We start from the raw sequence: 17,161 nt of genomic DNA, 5'->3' as shown, positions 1-17,161 counted from the left end.
TGGGAGGATCAGCGCAGCTGCAGGTCATCCGCACCGAACTCGATGCCCAGCGGCTCGACGATCAGCCGCTTCGGCCCCGCCTCGACGTGGCCAGCGACAATCGCTGCCACGCCCTGCGCTTGGGCGACCGCGACGGTGCGCTCGGCGTCGTCGGCACGGACGAAGATCGCGAAGCCGGCGCCCATGTTCAGCGTCGAATAGGCCTCGCGGTCGTCCTGGCCCGCATGGCGCTGGATGAAGCCCAGCACCGGCGTGACCGGCGGGACCTGGCGGATGCGGTAGGTCAGCGTCGAGGGGTGGCGCAGCAGCTTGCGCCAGCCGTGGCCGGTGATGTTGGCGCAGTAGTGCGGCGTGATGCCGGCCTTCCACAGTGCCTCGGTCACCGGGGAGTACAGCACGGTGGGGGCCAGCAGCGCGTCGCCGTAGGTCAGGCCGGGATGGTGGATCGGGTCGACCTCGGTCAGGTAGCCCTGCGGCAGGCGCTCGACCAGCTTGCGCGCCAGGCTCAGGCCGTTGGCGTGGATGCCCGAGGAGGCCAGCAGCACGATGGCATCGCCTTCGCCGAGCCGGTCACCGACGGACAGGCGCTCCTTCGGGTTGATCAGGCCGGTGCAGGAGGCCGCCAGGTCCACCCGGCCGCCTTCGACGATGCCGGCCAGTGCGGGCGTCTCACCGCCGCCCCAGGCCACCTGGCAGGTCTCGCAGGCGGCCTTCCAGCCGGCCACCAGGGCCTGGGCGCGCTCGGCGTCGCCGAACCAGTCGCTGCCGCCGGCGGCCCAGTAGGCCTGCACCACCAGCGGCGTGGCGCCGACCGTGATCAGGTCGTTGATCGCCATGGCGATCGTGTCCTGCGCGATGCGGTCGTAGTAGCTCTTGCCGGTGAGCCTGGCCATCTCGTCGGCCACCAGGGTCTTGGTGCCCAGGCATTCGACGATGGAGGCGAGGTAGAACGGGCCGACGTCGACCACGTAGGCCGATTCGCCGCGCGAGGCGGCCACCTCGGTGAAGCCATGGGCGGCCAGCTGCACCGCGGTGGACGCGGCGGCGCGCTGCGCGCTGATCTTGAGCGGGTCGATCAGGTCGTACTGGACGCCGGCCTGTTCGTAGCTGAGGGTTTCGGGGCGGACCGTGTGATCCGGGGTGGAGGGGTCTGGGGCGTGCATAGCTCGCGATTATCGGAGACGCGGCGCTCCCGTGGCGCACCGGTCGTGATGTCACGGTGTGAGCGGATCCAGCCCGTGGGCCGACCCGTAGGTCGACCCGTAGAATCGCGCCCCCATGAGCTACCTCGTTCTCGCCCGCAAGTACCGGCCGCGCAGCTTTGCCGAGATGGTCGGGCAGGAGCACGTGGTGCAGGCCCTGGGCAATGCGCTGACGCACCAGCGCCTGCACCATGCCTACCTGTTCACCGGCACGCGCGGCGTGGGCAAGACCACCGTCTCGCGCATCCTCGCCAAGAGCCTGAACTGCACCGGCGTGGACGGCAATGGCGGCATCACCGCCCAGCCCTGCGGGGTCTGCCCGGCCTGCCGCGACATCGATGCGGGCCGCTACGTCGACTATGTCGAGCTGGACGCGGCCTCCAACCGCGGCGTCGACGAGATCAGCCAGCTGCTGGACCAGGCGGTCTACAAGCCGGTGGTGGGCCGCTTCAAGGTCTACATGATCGATGAAGTGCACATGCTCACCACGACGGCCTTCAACGCCATGTTGAAGACGCTGGAAGAGCCGCCCGAGTACCTGAAGTTCGTCCTGGCCACCACCGACCCGCAGAAGGTGCCGGTCACGGTGCTCAGCCGCTGCCTGCAGTTCAACCTGCGGCCGATGGCGCCCGAGACGGTGTTCGAGCACCTGCAGACGGTGCTGGCGGCCGAGGCCATCGAGGCCGATGCCGGCTCGCTGCGCCTGCTGGCACGGGCCGCACGCGGCTCCATGCGCGATGCGCTGTCGCTCACCGACCAGGCGATCGCCTTCGGCGCCGGCCGGCTGGAGGAGGGCGCGATCCGCCAGATGCTGGGCGCGGTGGACCGCGGCCATGTGGTGCGCATCCTGGAGGCGGTGGCCGCCGGGGACGGCGTGGCGCTGGTGCGCACCGCCGACGAGTTGCGTGCACTGGGCCTGTCGGCCGCCGGCACGCTGGAGGAGCTGGCCACGCTGGCGCAGCAAATGGCCGTGCTGCAGGCGGTGCCGTCGGCGGTCGATCCGCTCGACCCCGATGCCGCCACCGTGCAGCGCGTGGCCGGCCTGCTGGCGCCTGACGAGACCCAGCTCATCTACAGCGTGGCCCTGCACGGCCGTGCCGAGCTGGCGCTGGCGCCCGACGAGTACAGCGGCCTGGTGATGGTGCTGCTGCGCCTGCTGGCCTTCAAGCCGTTCGGCGATGGGGCTGGCTTGCCGAAGGCATCGCGCGATGTGGCGGCGATGCCTTCACCCGCCCCCGCACCGGCGGCGGCTGTTGCACCTGCAGCGGCGAAGCCTGCGCCCACCCCGGCGGCGGTCAGCCAGGATCTGCGCCGGCCGGCCCTGCCCAGCGCCTGCGTGGCGGTGCCGGTGTCCCCGGCGCCGGTGGTCCAGAGCCCGGTCGCAGCCCGTCCGGCCTACCGGGTGCCTGCGCCTGTTTCCACGCCTGTTCCCGCACCTGCTCCCGTGGCCATGCCGGTGCCTGAGGCGGCAGCGTCGCCACGGCCCGTGCCCGCGGCGGCTGCTCGGCCTGCACCCGCGCCTGTGATCCGGCCAGTGAGTGCCCCGGCGGCAGACAGCAGCTCGGTGCCGCCCTGGGCAGACTGGGACGAGGAGGACACCAGCCTCCCGGCTCGCTCGCCTGGCGCCACGGCGGCGCCAGCGCGGCTGGCCGACGACGCCGAGGTCTCTGCGGCGTCGATGCCGGCGCCCGGCCCGGTGACCGGCCCAGTGAGCGGCCCGGTGAGCGGCCCGGTGAGCGGCGCCGAGGTCGACCCCGTCCACGTCGCCTGCACCGACCGCTGGCTGGCCTGCTGCGAGCAGTGGTTCGAGCGCAATGTGCTGTTCGGGCTGGTGCGCGAGCTGGCCTGGCAGGCCCAGTGCATCGCCATCGACGAGCAAGCCGACCCGCCGCGCTGGACCCTGCGGGTGGAGCGCGAGTCGCTGCGCCAGGGCAGCCACCGCGACCGGCTGCAGGAGGCGCTCTCCGAACTGCTGGGCCGGCCGGCCGCACTGGACATCGTCGCCGGCGTGGTGAGCGACAGCGCGGCCCGCCGCGACGCCGCCGCCAAGGCCTACGCGCAGGAGGAGGCCGAGTCGATCATCCGCAATGATCCGCTCGTGACCGAGCTGCTCGCACGTTTCGCGGGGGCGCGCATCGTGCCCGGCTCGATCCGCCCCGCCTGAACGCTCTTTCCCATTTCCGAACCCATCCCGAAAGGACACCCATGCTCAAAGGACAACTGGCCGGCCTGATGAAACAGGCGCAGGCGATGCAGGACAACCTCAAAAAGGCGCAGGACGAACTGGCCAACGTCGAGGTGGAAGGCCAGTCCGGCGCCGGCCTGGTCAAGGTCACGATGACCTGCAAGCACGACGTCAAGCGCGTCGCGATCGACCCCAGCTTGCTGGCCGACGACAAGGACATGCTGGAAGACCTGGTGGCCGCCGCCTTCAACGACGCGATCCGCCGCGCCGAGACGGTCAGCCAGGAAAAGATGGGCAAGCTGACCGCCGGCATGCCGCTGCCGCCGGGCATGAAGTTCCCGTTCTGATCCGCGGCGGGCAGCGACCGTGGCCAGCGGGGCACGCCATGCCGAACCGCCAGCGCGTCCGGCCGATGCGCTGGGCCGCCTGATCGAGGCGCTGCGGCGCCTGCCCGGCGTGGGCGTCAAGTCCGCCCAGCGCATGGCCTACCACCTGCTGCAGCATGACCGGGATGGCGCGCTGCAGCTGGCCCATGCGCTCGACGAAGCGGTCCACCAGGTGCGTCACTGCGAGCGCTGCCACACCTTCACTGAGCAGCCGGTGTGCACCACCTGCCTGGATCCGCTGCGCGACGCGCGCCAGCTCTGCGTCATCGAGACGCCAGCCGACCAGGCGGCAGTGGAGCGCACCGGCAGCTACAAGGGCCTGTACTTCGTGCTGATGGGCAAGCTCAGCCCGCTGGACGGCATCGGGGCGCACGACATCGGCCTGCCGGTGCTGCTGGAGCGTGTGGGCGACGGCACGGTGCAGGAGGTCATCGTCGCCACCAACTTCACCGCCGAGGGCGAGGTGACGGCGCACGTCATCGCGCAGGCGCTCCAGAAGGCTGGCGTGCGGGTCACACGCCTGGCGCGCGGCGTGCCGATCGGCAGCGAGCTGGAATACGTCGACCTGGGCACCATTGCCCACGCACTGGTCGACCGGCGCTGATCACCACGCCACCGCAGCAGGCCGCCACGGTTCCGCCGCCTGAGCCGCCCGTCCGGGTGAGCGCGGCGCCACAGCCCCGCCCGTCAATCGTCCGCGCGGCGGGCGACCTTCACGTTGCTCCGGCTGCGCTTGGCCACGCTACCGGCCTGCGGGCCCGCGGCGGAGGAGGGGCGAGCGACCTTGCGCTGCGGCGCCGCGCCGGCGCGGGCCTTGGCCTTGACCTTGTTGGGCTGGTAGACCACCAGCGCCTGGCCGGCCTTCAGTGCGCTGCTGGTGCCCACCTGGTTCCACTGTGCGAACTGGGCTGGGCTGACGCGGTAGCGCCGCGCCAGGCTCGCCACGGTATCGCCCTTGCGTGCCTTGAGGCTGACCTTGCGCATCGGCGGCAGGTCGGGTGCCAGGGCCATCTGACCGTTGTCGGCCAGGGCCTCGGGCACGTCAGCCACCCGACGCTCGGAGCGCGGCACCAGCAAGGCGGAGCCGGCCTTGACCAGCATGCGCGGCGGAATGCGGTTGACCTCGCGCAGCGTGGCCTCTGACATGCCCGTCTGGCGGGCCGCCTCGGCCGGGCGCATGGTCTTGGGCACCACCCAGGCGGTCCAGCTGGCGAACTGGCCACGGTGCTGCTTCAGCTGCTGCACGAAGCGGTCGGCATTGTCGAAGGGCAGCAGCACCTGCGGCGTGCCGGCCGCGAGGATCACCGGCTTGCTGTGCTGCGGGTTGAGGTTGCGGAACTCATCGACGCTGAGTCCGGCCAGCCGTGCGGCCAGGGCCACGTCGATGTCGCGCTGGATCGGCACGCTCAGGAAGTAGGGGTGGTTCTGGACCTCGGGCAGGGACAGGCCAAACGCCTTCGGGTCGGCCACGATGTGCTTCACCGCCAGCAGCTTGGGCACGTAGTGGCGGGTTTCGGCCGGCATCGACAGGCTGGCGTAGTCGGTGGGCAGGCCGGCCTTCTCGTTGCGCGCGAGGGCCTTTTTCACGTTGCCCTCGCCCCAGTTGTAGGCCGCCAGGGCGAGCTGCCAGTCGCCGAACATGCCGTGCAGGCGCCCGAGGTAGTCCAGTGCGGCGCGGGTGGAGGCGAGCACGTCGCGGCGGTCATCGCGGAACAGGTTCTGCTTCAGGTCGTAGTCGCGCCCCGTTCCCGGCATGAACTGCCACATGCCCGAGGCGCGGGCGGTGGAGATCGCGGTGGGGTTGAAGGCGCTCTCGATGAAGGGCAGCAGCGCCAGCTCCAGCGGCATCTTGCGGCGCTCGACCTCGGCAACGATGTGGAAGAGGTAGCGCGAGCCGCGCTCGGTCATGCGCTGCACGTAGTCGGGCCGGCTGGCATACCAGCGCTCGTGCTCGCGCACCAGGTCGCTGTCGAGCGGGGGCATGCCGAAGCCGCGGCGAATGCGCGCCCAGAGGTCGGCGTGGGTGGTAGCGGGGTCGAGCTGAACCGGAGCCTCGGGTTCGAGTGGATCGCTGGGCGGGCCGGCCACGTCAACGCCCGCGTCGCTGGCCGCGGCGGCGGCTGTGGGGGCATGGGCAGCAGGTGCCGTGATGCCCGGCACCGGGGCGAGGGGCCCTTCCTGCACGGGGACGGGCGTGCCCGGTGCGGTGGCCGCGGCGACGCTGGCAGTGCTGGCATCCCTGGCGTCCTTGGCGTTCGGGACGGCGGCAGGCGTGGCCAACGTGGTCGTGCCTGCCGGGGCAGCGGCATCGGCGCGGCCATCTGCCGGGCTGCGGGTTGGCACCGTGGTGACCTGCGGCGGCGGCTGCAGGGGCGAGAAACCGTTTCCATCCAAGCTGGCGCAGCCACTCAGCGTGGCGATGGCCAGGGCCAGCCACGCAGAGGTCCCGAGGGTGCCGCTCGCCTGAGTGCGGTGCTGGTTTGTGGCCATGGCGTCGTCAACCGGGGCCAGGCGGGGGCAGGATCGGGGCAGGGGAGGGGTCATCGGAACTCGTTTTTCCAGGATCGAAGGGCGGCCAGCACCGCCACCGGGTCGGTCGCGTCGGCTCCGCGCGCTGCGGCGGTGGCTTGCACCGCAGGCTCACGGCAGCGCAGAAAGGGGTTGATCTGCAGTTCCAGTCCCAGCGTGCTCGGCAGCGTCGGCTGGCCCTGGGTCCGCAGTGCCTCACAGCGGGCCTGATGCTGCAGCACGGCCGCGTTGTCGGGCTCGACGGCGGCAGCAAAGCGCAGGTTGGCGAGGGTGTATTCGTGGGCGCAGCAGACCTGGGTGCCGCCGGGCAGCGAGCTCAGCCGGGCCAGCGATTGGGCCATCTGCGCTGCGGTGCCTTCGAAGAGCCGGCCGCAACCCGCGCTGAACAGCGTGTCGCCACAAAAAAGTGCATCCTGCTCGCCGGGCACGCGCAGGTGATAGCTGACGTGTCCAGCAGTGTGGCCGGGGGTGTCGATCACCTGCACCTCGGCGCCGAGCAGCCCGATCACGTCGCCCTGGCCCACGGGGGTCACCGGCGCACCGGCATCGAAGGCGATGCGCTCGTGGCGTGGCCCCCAGATGGGCTGCGGCCCGAAGTGCGCCAGCAGGTCCGCCACGCCGCCAACGTGGTCACCGTGGTGGTGCGTCACTAGAATGCCAGCCAGTCCGAGCGCTTCCCGCGCCAGGGCCGCGACGACGGGCGCGGCTTCGCCTGGGTCGACCACCACGGCACGTCGGCCGTCGTGGATGAGCCAGATGTAGTTGTCGGTGAAGGCGGGCAGTGCTACGACATTCATGACGTTCAGTCGCTGGATTATAGAGATCGACCCCTGGCTGGAGACCCCTTACGGCCGCTGCGTGCGCGAGTGGGAGCAGGCCCAGCTGGACCGCATCGTGGCGGACCTGTTCGGCTTCCACGCCCTGCAGGTCGGCTGGCCTGCAGTGCAGGGCCTGCGTGCCAACCGCATGCCGCATCGCTGGCTGCTGGAGCGTTCGGCCGCGGGCGAGGGTACAACGGGTGGCCCGGGCAGTGTGCTGCCGTTGTCGACGGGCGTGTTGCCGCTGAGCGTGCTGGCCGACTTCGAGGCCCTGCCCTTTCCCTCGCAGAGCCTGGACCTGGTGGTGCTGCCGCACACGCTGGAGCGTGCCCAGGATGCGCACCACACGCTGCGTGAGGTCGAACGCGTGCTGATGCCCGAGGGCCGTGTGGTGGTGATCGGCTTCAACCCGGCCAGCCTGCTGGGGCTGCAGCACCGCGCGGCCCCGCTGCTGCAGCGCCTGGGGCGCGGCGACACGCGGCTGCCCGTCGCGGGCGATTTGATCGGCTGGCGCCGGCTGCGCGACTGGATCCGCCTGCTGGGCTTCGAGATCGAGCAAGGGCAGTTCGGCTGCTACCGGCCGCCGTTTGCATCCGCGCGGCTGCTCGATCGCAGCGCCTGGGTGGAAGACACCGGCGCGCGCTGGTGGCCGGTGCTCGGGTCGGTCTACGTGCTGCAGGCGGTCAAGCGTGTGCGCGGCATGCGCCTGATCGGTCCGGCCTGGAAGCTCCGCCGCCAGGTCGGCAGCGCCTCGACGGTGGTTGCACAGCGGCAGTCGCGTGACGAGCCGTCGCCGATCTGATCTGCGCATGCAGGTGCGCCACGGCTCAGTTCCTGGCCTGACCGGCCTGTCGAGCCAAGCACTACACTGCGGCGGCACCCCCGATCTCACATTGACTGTCGTGCACCTCCTGCGCCGTTATCGACTGCCCCACTGGATCGCCCTCTTGGCGATGTGGTTCGCTGCGTTTGCGCCGACGGTGTCCCATGCGCTCGCCCGCGCCGAGGCCATCGAGTGGGTCGACATCTGTTCGGCAGTGGCCCCCTCGGCGTCCGTCGACCATGGGGCGGCGGCTGGTGATGCCGAGCCGGCCGACTGGCTTGGCGAGTTGCGTGCCTGCGGCTACTGTGTGCCGGCCTTTGGTGCTGCGCCGCTGCCGTCCTCGCCCGGTGCAGCCGGCATGGCGGTCGTCGAGCATCGCTCGCCGCCGCCGCCCGCTTCGGCGGATGCGTGCCTTGCGCAGGTCGCTTGGGCGCTGCTGCCCTCGCGTGCACCCCCGGCACCGGGCTGACCGCTGCTGCTTCGTCCGCCCCGCTAGGGGATGCCTGTCAGGCGCCACCGCCGCTGGGCCGAGATCCAACCTGACCTGAATGCCGGACCGGCGTGCCGTCTGGCGATCTCACCGGGGCTGTGCCCCAGGTGATGTTTCGCGCGACGCCCTGCGCCACCACCCCACGCTGGCCCTGCGCGCGCCGCGCACCGCCACGCCCTGGTCCGTGCAGAGAGTGACCATGTCTTTGACTTCCTTGCCATATCCGGGCGCTGCTCCGCACGCGGACTGCGGTGAATCCAATCGCTACGCCCGCCGCGCAGCAGCCAGCGCCATCGAGCAAGCCGAGCACCTGCTGCGCGGTGCTGCCATCCAGCCCGGCGCTGAACAGCCGGTGCCGCGCATGCTCATCAGCGGCGCGCTGCGGCTTGACCCCGTTGCCGAACGGGCTGCTCCGGTGTTGCTGGCGCTACCCGGCAGCCTGATCGGCCTCGAATCCCTGCGGGGCCGGCCGGCCATGTACACCGCGCGGGCGATCGTCGCCTGCGTGCTTGCGCCGCTGCCACACCTGGACGATGCCGCCTGGCGTGACCTGTTGATGCGCAGCCTGATCACCCAACAGGAGCGCGCCGCCGAGCTGGCCGAGCTACGCAGCGGGCCGGTGCCCGAGCGCGTGCGGCGCCTGCTGGTGCTGCTGTCGCAGGGCTCGCGCGGCGGTGCGGGCCTGAGCCCCTGGCGTGCCGCGACTCCCAGCTGTGAGCAGCCGACGTTGGTTGACATTGCCGCGCTGACCGATACCGCCGAGGAGACCGTCTCGCGCGTGCTGTCGGCCATGCGGCGCCAGGGTGACCTGGTGCGTGACGGCGGGCGCCGCGTGCGGCTCGATCCGCGCATGTTCGAGCCGGGCTGGACGCTCTCGGCTGCCGCTACCTATGCACACCGGGGCGGTACAGCCGCTCTGGCGCGTCCGTCTGGGCCGGGCTGCTTCCACGCCTGACGATGCCCGATGCCGGGCGTGTGGCGCGGCGCTGGTGCGCCGCGTCAGCGGGCCAGCACGGTGTTGCGGCCGCGTGACTTGGCCTCGTAGAGTGCCTGGTCGGCTCGGTTGACCAGCGCCTCGGCGGTCTCGCCATCCTGCAGCTCGACCACGCCGGCCGACAGGGTGACGTGGATCGTCGTTGTGCCGTGCACGATGGCCAACTGCTCCAGCTCGCGGCGCAGGCGTTCTGCGCCGGCTCGGGCGCGAGGCAGGTCCACGTCCGGCATGAGCAACACGAACTCTTCGCCGCCCCAGCGGCCCAGCGCGTCGGTGATGCGCACCTTCTGGCCGACGTCGCGCGCGAAGGCCCGCAGCACCTCGTCACCGCAGGCGTGGCCGTGCTGGTCATTGATGCGCTTGAAGTGGTCCAGGTCGATCAGTGCCAGGCAGAGCCGGGCGCCACTGCGGGCGCTGCGGCGAATCTCCTTTTTGAGCAGTTCATCCAGGCAGCGCCGGTTCACCAACCCGGTCAGGCTGTCGTGGGTGGCCATCTGATGGATCTCGTCCAGTGCCTGCCGCAGCTCGCGCTTCTGGTCCTGCAGCCGCCGCCGCAGCCGCTTCAGGCGTTCGGCCAGCACGGCCACCGCCGGCATGGCCAAGGCCAGCATGATGAAGTGGCCCCACTCCACGGCAGCTGGTGCGACCTGCGGTTGCCGGTAGGCCGACACGGTCATCGCCAGCGCGAACACCGCCAGCGCGAACAGACCGACCGCCAACACCCTGCGGGTGGACAGCGCGAACATGCCGAACATCATCACCACCATCAACAGCGTCACGAGGGCGCCACGCACCGGGCCGGTGTGCATGTAGGCCATCGCACAGGCGCTGATCGCATAGACCATCTGTGCGATGGTCAGCGAGGGATCCTTGAAGCGCTCAGACCAACCGCTGCGGATCGCCAGGAAGAACCCGGCGCTGCCACCCAGGGTCACCAGCGACCACAGTTGCACTGCGAGCTGGCTGGCATAGCCGGCCCAACCCGCGTACTGGAGGAATCCGATCGACGCGATCGAGAACAGCCCCGCGACGGCGGTCTGTTCCGTGCGCAGCCTGCGCTTGGCGTCCTGAGGCAACAGCCACGCAGCCCAGCCGGAGCGGTGCGTGGGTTTCAGGGGGCTGGACGGGGGCAGGGAGTCCATGTCGATGCCATTTTCCGGCGCGACGCCTGGCCCGAACCCCGGAGAAGATGGCCAGCGACGTCCTGTCTGCGCCAGAGCGGGCGGCGGCGTGGCGCCTCGGCGCGGTGTTATGCTTCCCGCCCGTCTGCCAAAGCAGTCGGTACGCAGGGCTGGTGGCCCCGATGACCGACGTTTGGCCCACCATGCTGCCCGTAGCTCAACTGGATAGAGCAGCTGCCTTCTAAGCAGCAGGTCGGGGGTTCGAGTCCCTCCGGGCAGGCCAGGGAAATCAAGGGGTTAGCTGTTGCGAGAGGGCTAACCCGGTTTCTCTTACCTGTCTTGGTTACCGTATGGTTGCCGTTTCTAGCTGGCTGGCGGGCCCGGTAGCAGTTCAGGTGGCATCGGTCTCGGCTTGGACGGTCGGATTATCTGGATCACCGAGTGTCTCGTTGAGGCCGTCGCCGTGATGTGAAGCCAACGCAAGGCGGGCGACGACCAGATCCCGGATGCAACCGGGCTCAAGCAACTCTGCGAACTTGAAGGGCTGCGCCAACTCGGCGATCTCCTCGTCGCTGAGCACAGGGTCCTGTTCAGTCAGCTTGCCGATCGGTCTCGGGTCGACACGCCAGGTGACCGACAGGCCATCTGAGCTGCTCGTACCCGCGTGGTGCCAGGCGAGCTGGGTGCGCCGGTTCGCATCCGAGCCAGCATAGGTCCAATAGCGCCAGCTGGCAGCTCCCTGGGCCTGCACGGCTGGCGGGTCGATCTGTGTGGGCGTGGTGTCGCGCAGGTCGTCCAGCGTCGCGATGGCCCGCTTGGACAGCTTGGCGACGCCCGCCTCGCCGCTGAGCAGCAGCTCGCGCACCGCCGTCGCGACTTCGGCGCTCATGCCGCGGCCGCTGCCCATCCAGCGCGCCTTGCCGCCCAGTGTTGCTGGCTCCAGCCACACCACACGGCGTTTCCAGTCGACTTCGCGCACTGTCCAGCTGCGTCCGCTCAGCAGCACCTTGAGGGGCTCGTCGCGCTTGCCTACCAGCACGGCAGGATCGAGGTAGCCGACCTCAGCGGTGCCGTGCTTGCCGACGAGCAGATCCGGGCCGGTGAAGGTGACCAAGAGATCGCGGTAGTGGCTGCGCTCGTGGGCGGCCTGGGTCTTGGGTCCGATCTGGATCAGGCCGGGCTCCGGGCTGGCGAGGTCGGCTTGCGCGACGAGGTGGCCGACGCAGGCGCGGACGCCGGCTGGCTCCAGTTCCGGGAAGCTCATGATGAGCCGTGCCAGCAGTTCGGCCAGCGTGACCTGCCCGTGTTCCAGCACCATCAGCAGAGCCTGCTGTGCGAGCACGTTCCAGGGCTGCGGCGGCGGGTAGGCTGTCTCGACCCAGCCCTGCGACCAGAGCCTGCAGATGGCACCGGCGCCCAGCAGCGCGGTTTCCCCAGTGGCCAGGAACAGGCAGCTGCGCCGGGTGCCGCTGCGCCGACCGCTGCGGCCCATCCGCTGCAGGAAGGAGCTGACAGTGCCGGGTGCGTCGATCTGGATGACACGATCGAGGTCACCGACATCGATGCCGAGCTCCAGGGTGGACGTCGCCACGATCACGCAGTCGCGTTCCTCGGCGAAAGCCTGCTCGGCATGGCGGCGTTCAGCCACCGACAGCGAGGCATGGCTGACAAAGGTGCGCACACCCAGTTCGCGCAGCCCCGACCCCAGCTTCTCGGCGCTGGCGCGCGAATCGCAAAACACCAGGCGCTTCTCGCCGCGGTGCAGCCTGGAGATCACGATGGCCGCGTTCTCGAGCGTGCTGACGTGGTCGATGGTCACGTCGGCATCGGCCCTCACGCTGGAGCTGCCCACCACCTCGCGCGGCCCCGTAGGTGCGAACCAGTCCAGCAGCTCCACCGGGTTGGCCACCGTCGCCGACAGGCCGATGCGCTGCAGGGGACTGCTGGCATAGCGGTCGATGCGCGTGATGACGCTGCGCAGGTGCCAGCCGCGGTCGCCGGCCGCGAAGGCGTGCAGCTCATCGGCAATCACGCAGCGCAGTTGCCCGAACCAGGCGTCACGCTCCACCCGCGGTGAGATCAGCATGCCTTCGAGCGACTCCGGGGTCGTGAGCAGCACATCGGGCGGATCCTGGAGCACCTTGCGCTTGCGGGTAGCCGACACATCGCCATGCCAGACCTCCACACGTCGGCCGACCAGCCCCGCGTAGTGGGTGAGGCGGGCCTCCAGGTTGTTGAGCAGTGCCTTGATGGGGCAGACGTACAGCACGCTCGCGCCGGTCCAGCCCTCGGTCAGCATGCGCGACAGGACGGGCAGGAAGGCCGCCTCGGTCTTGCCGCCCGCGGTGGGGGCCAGCAACAGGCAGTGGCGGCCCGTGTGGATGGGCTCGATGGCCGCGAGCTGGGTGGGCCTCAGCGTCGACCAACCGAGCGAGTTGACGATGTGGTGCTGCAGCGCCGGATGCAGCAGGTCGAACTCAGGCGACCGGGCGTTGTTGCTCACAGCTCGATGTCATCCACCGACGTGGCACTGGCGGCCGCGCGCTCGTTGACGGTCATCTCGCTATCGGCGAGGGTGAGCTGGTAGTGCTGGCGCGGGTCGAAGGCCTCATGCAGGTCGACGCGGTCGAGCACGTCGGCCACCAGCTTCTTCAGGAACAGGCGCGGCGCCACGCCCACCTTGCCGCCCAGGCCACCGGCCACGGCGCGCGCCAGCTGCTCGACATAGACATCGCCTACCTGCTGCCGCAGTCGTGCTTCGGTGGGGCGCCCTTCGGCATAGAGATCACGCACCTTCCTCCCAACCTCCAGCAGAGCGCCCTGGTCGAATGCGGCCAAGCGGATCTGCACCGCGCGCGGGTTGTCGAAGCGGCGGTCGGTGCCGAAGTCCACGTGCAGCCGCTGGGCCAGCGGCGCCAGGCGTTGCACGCCCTGCGGACCGTCGAAGAAGGCGGGCGTGCCCGTGACCACCAGGTAGAGGCCTGGGTAGCGGCCCGCGTCGAGCTCGTCGATCCACTGGCGCAGTGCGTTCAGGCCCTTCTCGCGCGTGTCGGCCCGCATGCGCTGCAGGGTCTCGACCTCGTCGAGCACCAGCAAGAGGCCGCTGTAGCCGCTGTCGCGCAAGATGGTCAGCAGGCCGGCCAGGAAGTTGGCCGCCGCAAAGTGGTCCAGGTCACCCTTGATGCCGGCTCGGCGCTTCACGCTGGCGGCCACGTTGGGCTGGCCGGCCAGCCAGGCGATCAGCCCGTCGGCGACCTGGGCATCCCCTTCCGCCTGGGCCTGCCGGTAGGCGCGCAGCACCGCAGCAAAGGCGGGGGCTGTGCGGCTGATGCTGGCCAGGCGGGCCTCCATCAGCTCGTTGGCGCGGGCCAGCAAGGCAGCCGTGTCGTCGGCATCGACGGTCTCGTCGGCAAGCACGTCCTGCTCCAGGGTGAAGAACCAGCCGTCGATCACCGTGCGGAAGGCGCCTTGGGGTGTGTCCGCAGTGGCAAGGTGCTCTACCAGCCGCCGGTACACCGTCTCCAGACGGTGCAGCGGAGTCTCGGTCTCGTTGATCTGGACTTCGCTGGTGGCGTAGCCGCGGGTGCGGGCGCGCTCCTGCAGCCAGCGGCCGAAAAAGGTCTTGCCGCTGCCGTACTCGCCTCTGACGGCCTTGAAGCCGGCCTTGCCCAGGGCCACGTTGCCCAGCTCCTCGTCCAGGCACGGGGCGAGTGCGCCGATGCCGACCGCCAGGGCATCGAGCCCGGCACTGGGCACAGTGCCACGGCGCAAGGCGCCCACGATGTCGTCCCGGCGTGCTGCGCTGATCATGTCTTGGCTCCCGGCTTGAGGGCTGCGCTGGGGACAGCGATGGCGAACTGCACCGCCAGCAACTCGCGGTTCAGCTCCACCACGCCCGCAGCCTCGTCGACCACCAGCACGGCGGCCTGGTCCACGTTCAGCAGGCGACGCGCCACGCTCAGCACGCCCGCCACCCGCATCTCAGCGATCCCCAGGCGCTGGGCCAGGGCTGCCTTGCCCAGCTTGCCGCCGCGCTCGTCCAGCGCCTTGAGGATGCGGCGCATCTGGTCTTCGGGCAGCTGAACCCGTGCTGCCAGCTGCCGCTGCGCCGCGTAGACCGTGCTGGTCAGCAGGTCGCCGATCCAGTCGGGCGCGTCGGGCACTGCAGGCTGCGGGGCAGCCGTCGCCATGGCCGTCTGCGGCACCGGCGCCTCGTCTTCGGTGAAGAGCGACGGTGCTGACGCTGTCTTGGGGGCTGCCTTGTGCGCGCGCCGCGGCGCAGGCTTGGCCGCTACCGGTCTTTCGGGCACAGGCAGCACCACACCGGGCAGATCCCACCATTCCGGCTGCTGGGGCGGGGCCGGCTTCCGGCCAGGCACCTCGACGCCGAATGGCGCGAACACGCTCATCGGCACCACCACCTCGGCCGGCGCGGCGCCGCCGTGGTAGCCGTTCTTGCGGCCGGTGTAGCGGGCGGTCTCGCTCCAGAGCAACACGGCGCTGTTCAGACCGTCGGGTGTGTGCACCCGGTGCCCGGACAGCGCCACCTCTTCGGCCACCTCGGCGAGCGACCCTGCGCGCCAGCGATCGCTGGCCGCCTCTGCGTTGCCGAGCGTGCCACCCTGAGCGGCTCCGACCTGGCGGCTGCCGTCTTCCAGCACGTGGCCGTGGTCGGCTGTCACCAACACCACGCGGCGCGCCGTCAGCGCCTCGCGCAGGATGGGCAGCAGCAGCCGCAGGTCCTGCAAGTCCCAGCGCTGGTTCAACTGCTCCGGCCCGCTCAGGTGGTCATCGACGGCGTTGTAGACCACGCCGACGACCTTCACCGCAGCATCACCGATGGCTGCCCGCACCTCGGTGGCCAGGTGGCCGTCGTCGATGAGATCGGCCTTGTGGAACAGGCGTGGCTTCAAATGGGCGTTGCCCAAGGAGGCGAGGCCTGCATGGCGGGTGAAGGCGAGTTTCTCGATGGACTGCCCCCCGGTGGTGATGCCGCCGGACAGCAGGCTGGCCCGGCTGACACTGGTCACCGTCGGCAACACGGCCAGGCCGAAGGCCGGGCGCTCGGCGTCCTGACGGATCAGTTCGTTCCAGCCATGGCGCTCGCAGCGCTCGAAGAGCTCGCGGAAGATGGCCACGCTCAGGCCGTCCACCACCAGCAGCAGCACCGACTGGCTCTGGGCCAGTGGCAGGACGACGCGCTCCAGTGCCTGCTCCACCGGCACGCTGCGCGCACCAGGCGTGCGGGCTGACTTGAGCGACTGGCTCAGGGCCGTCGCAAACGATCTGGCCGCCAGGTCGCGCCGGGCCTGGACTGCCGATCGCAGCCGGGCATAGGCCTGCGAGAGCGAGGCCAGTTCGTCCCCGCCCAGCAGGCGCGCGCGCGCCCAGTCGACAAAGGCACCGTCATCGTTGTGCTGTGCGGCCAGGCTGTCGAGGTCCGTGGGCGAGGCCGACGCGCTCGTGCCGGGGCGGCCCCACCAGCGGGCCAGGCGACGCGACATCCGCACCCGCTCGCTGCGCAGCGCCTGTGTCGCGGCCAGGTGGTGCAGCAGCACCGCTTTGGCAGCGTCTTCGACCTCGGCCATGGTGCTCTCGCCCGGCTGAGTCAGATGGGCCTCCAAGGCCTGGGCATAGCGTGCCAGGCGTTGTTCGAGCCCCAGGGGCAGCAGGTCGCTGTAGTGCGCCAGGTCGGCCACGCGCAGGTCGGCGAGGAGCGCATCGGCCCGGTCCAGGGCGCCACGCAACGCCTCCAGCGGCAGCGTCTGCACCAGCTGGCGCGCGTCCTGGCTCCAGCGCCGGGCCGCCTCGATGCCCAGCGGCTGGTCACCCGCGTAGCGCTCCAGGCGCACCGCGGCCGTGGCCAGCTCATGGCGCCCCTCGCCCTGCGGCGCGAAGACCACGGCACAGACCAGCGCCAACGCCACCGCGTCGCCGCTGCGGCCAGCCCCGATGCAGCGCACCGTCAGTTCGCCACTGCTGCCGGCGTGCCTGACCAGCCAGCTCAGCGTGTCGCGGCGGGCGCGCTCGGGCAGTCGGGCCAGCAGCACATCGGCATCCGGGCGCAGGGTCCAGGCCAGGAGTGCGCAGGCGTCGGGCCGGGCGTTGTCCAACTCCAGGCAGCGCCCCAGTACCTCGCGCCAGGCCGTCTCGGCATCCAGAAAGCTGCTGGCCACCGGCACATAAGGCCCTTGCTGGGCCAGTTCGACCAGCACCTGCGGCATCCAGTCATGCGCACCCAGGCGGGCATCGGTGCCCTGGGCGCCGAAGAGCTGACGCACGATCTCCCAGCCCTGGGGCTGGAACACGCGGTGCCGTGCCAGACGGGCCACGACGTCGGCAGGCACCTCCTGCTCCGTAAGCGGGGTCAGCAGCACCAGGCCGTCAGGCGTGCCGTCGCCCGCGGCTTCGTCCAGGCTGTCCAGCGCCTCGCGCAGGGCCAGCCGGCTCTCGCACCAGCGCAGCGTGAACTGGCGGTTGCGCCGGCTCATCGTGCTCGGCCAAGCCAGCTTGCTGGCGCTGCGCATGGCCACCACACGCGCCTGCGGGTCGCGGCCCAGCACCGCGTCCAGCTGCGCGGTGATCTGGGCCTCGTTGACGGACAGGGCCATAC

The 17,161-nt window shown here is 70.7% G+C and carries 13 protein-coding genes and 1 tRNA gene; 7 read left to right on the top strand and 7 right to left on the bottom strand.

The window, feature by feature from the left end; genetic code table 11:
• Positions 1-8: 8 nt before the first annotated feature.
• Positions 9-1,163 carry an AIR synthase related protein gene (locus NGK70_RS16820; protein ID WP_251969650.1) on the bottom strand — a complete coding sequence of 385 codons (1,155 nt, stop codon included), beginning with the start codon at positions 1,161-1,163 and terminating at the stop codon, positions 9-11.
• 115 nt (positions 1,164-1,278) lie between these two features.
• On the opposite strand from NGK70_RS16820, the gene dnaX reads away from it, so the two are divergent.
• Genes dnaX through recR form a run of 3 tightly spaced genes read left to right on the top strand, consistent with a single transcriptional unit; the run spans position 1,279 to position 4,377 of the window.
• Positions 1,279-3,366: a DNA polymerase III subunit gamma/tau gene (gene dnaX, locus NGK70_RS16815; protein ID WP_251969649.1), complete on the top strand. Its 2,088-nt coding sequence runs from the start codon at positions 1,279-1,281 to the stop codon at positions 3,364-3,366.
• Positions 3,367-3,407: 41 nt separating this feature from the next.
• Positions 3,408-3,734, top strand: a complete 327-nt coding sequence (locus NGK70_RS16810) for a YbaB/EbfC family nucleoid-associated protein (RefSeq protein WP_251969648.1) — start codon at positions 3,408-3,410, stop codon at positions 3,732-3,734.
• A 19-nt stretch (positions 3,735-3,753) separates the two neighbouring features.
• Positions 3,754-4,377 (top strand): recombination mediator RecR, encoded by a 624-nt coding sequence (gene recR / locus NGK70_RS16805; protein WP_251969647.1) that lies wholly within the window; start codon positions 3,754-3,756, stop codon positions 4,375-4,377.
• Between the two features lie 83 nt (positions 4,378-4,460).
• Here recR and NGK70_RS16800 read toward each other — a convergent pair whose 3' ends face one another.
• Both NGK70_RS16800 and gloB read right to left on the bottom strand, forming a co-directional pair.
• Positions 4,461-6,263 carry a transglycosylase SLT domain-containing protein gene (locus NGK70_RS16800; protein WP_251969646.1) on the bottom strand — a complete coding sequence of 601 codons (1,803 nt, stop codon included), beginning with the start codon at positions 6,261-6,263 and terminating at the stop codon, positions 4,461-4,463.
• A gap of 50 nt (positions 6,264-6,313) precedes the next feature.
• A complete protein-coding gene (gene gloB / locus NGK70_RS16795) occupies positions 6,314-7,099 on the bottom strand; it encodes a hydroxyacylglutathione hydrolase (RefSeq protein WP_251969645.1) in 786 nt (261 codons plus the stop codon).
• Between gloB and NGK70_RS16790 the strand changes: the two genes are divergently transcribed.
• The 3 genes from NGK70_RS16790 to NGK70_RS16780 all read left to right on the top strand — a co-directional run bounded on the left by NGK70_RS16790 (position 7,098) and on the right by NGK70_RS16780 (position 9,388).
• Positions 7,098-7,922: a class I SAM-dependent methyltransferase gene (locus NGK70_RS16790; RefSeq protein ID WP_251969644.1), complete on the top strand. Its 825-nt coding sequence runs from the start codon at positions 7,098-7,100 to the stop codon at positions 7,920-7,922. The genes gloB and NGK70_RS16790 overlap by 2 nt on opposite strands.
• Positions 7,923-7,929: 7 nt before the next feature.
• Entirely contained in the window at positions 7,930-8,412 is a 483-nt protein-coding gene (locus tag NGK70_RS16785) for a DUF2946 domain-containing protein (protein ID WP_251969643.1), read from the top strand.
• Positions 8,413-8,632: 220 nt separating this feature from the next.
• Complete coding sequence (locus tag NGK70_RS16780; protein WP_251969642.1) at positions 8,633-9,388, top strand: Crp/Fnr family transcriptional regulator; 756 nt, start codon at positions 8,633-8,635, stop codon at positions 9,386-9,388.
• 44 nt (positions 9,389-9,432) lie between these two features.
• On the opposite strand, the gene NGK70_RS16775 is transcribed toward NGK70_RS16780, so the two are convergent.
• Positions 9,433-10,569, bottom strand: coding sequence for a GGDEF domain-containing protein (locus NGK70_RS16775; protein ID WP_251969641.1), 1,137 nt, complete (start codon positions 10,567-10,569; stop codon positions 9,433-9,435).
• A gap of 185 nt (positions 10,570-10,754) precedes the next feature.
• On the opposite strand from NGK70_RS16775, the gene NGK70_RS16770 reads away from it, so the two are divergent.
• Positions 10,755-10,831, top strand: a tRNA-Arg gene (locus tag NGK70_RS16770).
• 108 nt (positions 10,832-10,939) lie between these two features.
• Here NGK70_RS16770 and NGK70_RS16765 read toward each other — a convergent pair.
• Genes NGK70_RS16765 through pglZ form a run of 3 tightly spaced genes read right to left on the bottom strand, consistent with a single transcriptional unit; the run spans position 10,940 to position 17,159 of the window.
• Positions 10,940-13,051 (bottom strand): DEAD/DEAH box helicase, encoded by a 2,112-nt coding sequence (locus NGK70_RS16765; protein WP_251969640.1) that lies wholly within the window; start codon positions 13,049-13,051, stop codon positions 10,940-10,942.
• The gene (gene brxD, locus NGK70_RS16760) at positions 13,048-14,358 is read right to left on the bottom strand and encodes a BREX system ATP-binding protein BrxD (RefSeq protein ID WP_251969639.1); all 1,311 of its coding nucleotides are present in this window, start codon (positions 14,356-14,358) and stop codon (positions 13,048-13,050) included. Before brxD ends, NGK70_RS16765 begins: the two co-directional genes overlap by 4 nt.
• Positions 14,355-17,159 (bottom strand): BREX-2 system phosphatase PglZ, encoded by a 2,805-nt coding sequence (pglZ, locus tag NGK70_RS16755; protein WP_251969638.1) that lies wholly within the window; start codon positions 17,157-17,159, stop codon positions 14,355-14,357. Before pglZ ends, brxD begins: the two co-directional genes overlap by 4 nt.
• Positions 17,160-17,161: the final 2 nt, after the last annotated feature.

The sequence above is a fragment of the Sphaerotilus microaerophilus genome (genome assembly GCF_023734135.1).
GTDB classification, from domain to species: Bacteria; Pseudomonadota; Gammaproteobacteria; order Burkholderiales; family Burkholderiaceae_C; genus Sphaerotilus; species Sphaerotilus microaerophilus.
Note: the sequence above shows the minus strand (reverse complement) of the source record. Positions and strands in the feature narration are given on the sequence as shown.

Excerpts from the sequence above, each read along its gene's own strand:
- NGK70_RS16820 (WP_251969650.1), bottom strand. The coding sequence starts at position 1,163 with ATGCACGCCCCAGACCCCTCCACCCCGGATCACACGGTCCGCCCCGAA.
- dnaX (WP_251969649.1), top strand. The coding sequence starts at position 1,279 with ATGAGCTACCTCGTTCTCGCCCGCAAGTACCGGCCGCGCAGCTTTGCC.
- NGK70_RS16810 (WP_251969648.1), top strand. The coding sequence starts at position 3,408 with ATGCTCAAAGGACAACTGGCCGGCCTGATGAAACAGGCGCAGGCGATG.
- NGK70_RS16800 (WP_251969646.1), bottom strand. The coding sequence starts at position 6,263 with ATGGCCACAAACCAGCACCGCACTCAGGCGAGCGGCACCCTCGGGACC.
- NGK70_RS16790 (WP_251969644.1), top strand. The coding sequence starts at position 7,098 with ATGACGTTCAGTCGCTGGATTATAGAGATCGACCCCTGGCTGGAGACC.
- gloB (WP_251969645.1), bottom strand. The coding sequence starts at position 7,099 with ATGAATGTCGTAGCACTGCCCGCCTTCACCGACAACTACATCTGGCTC.
- NGK70_RS16785 (WP_251969643.1), top strand. The coding sequence starts at position 7,930 with ATGCAGGTGCGCCACGGCTCAGTTCCTGGCCTGACCGGCCTGTCGAGC.
- NGK70_RS16780 (WP_251969642.1), top strand. The coding sequence starts at position 8,633 with ATGTCTTTGACTTCCTTGCCATATCCGGGCGCTGCTCCGCACGCGGAC.
- NGK70_RS16775 (WP_251969641.1), bottom strand. The coding sequence starts at position 10,569 with ATGGACTCCCTGCCCCCGTCCAGCCCCCTGAAACCCACGCACCGCTCC.
- brxD (WP_251969639.1), bottom strand. The coding sequence starts at position 14,358 with ATGATCAGCGCAGCACGCCGGGACGACATCGTGGGCGCCTTGCGCCGT.
- pglZ (WP_251969638.1), bottom strand. The coding sequence starts at position 17,159 with ATGGCCCTGTCCGTCAACGAGGCCCAGATCACCGCGCAGCTGGACGCG.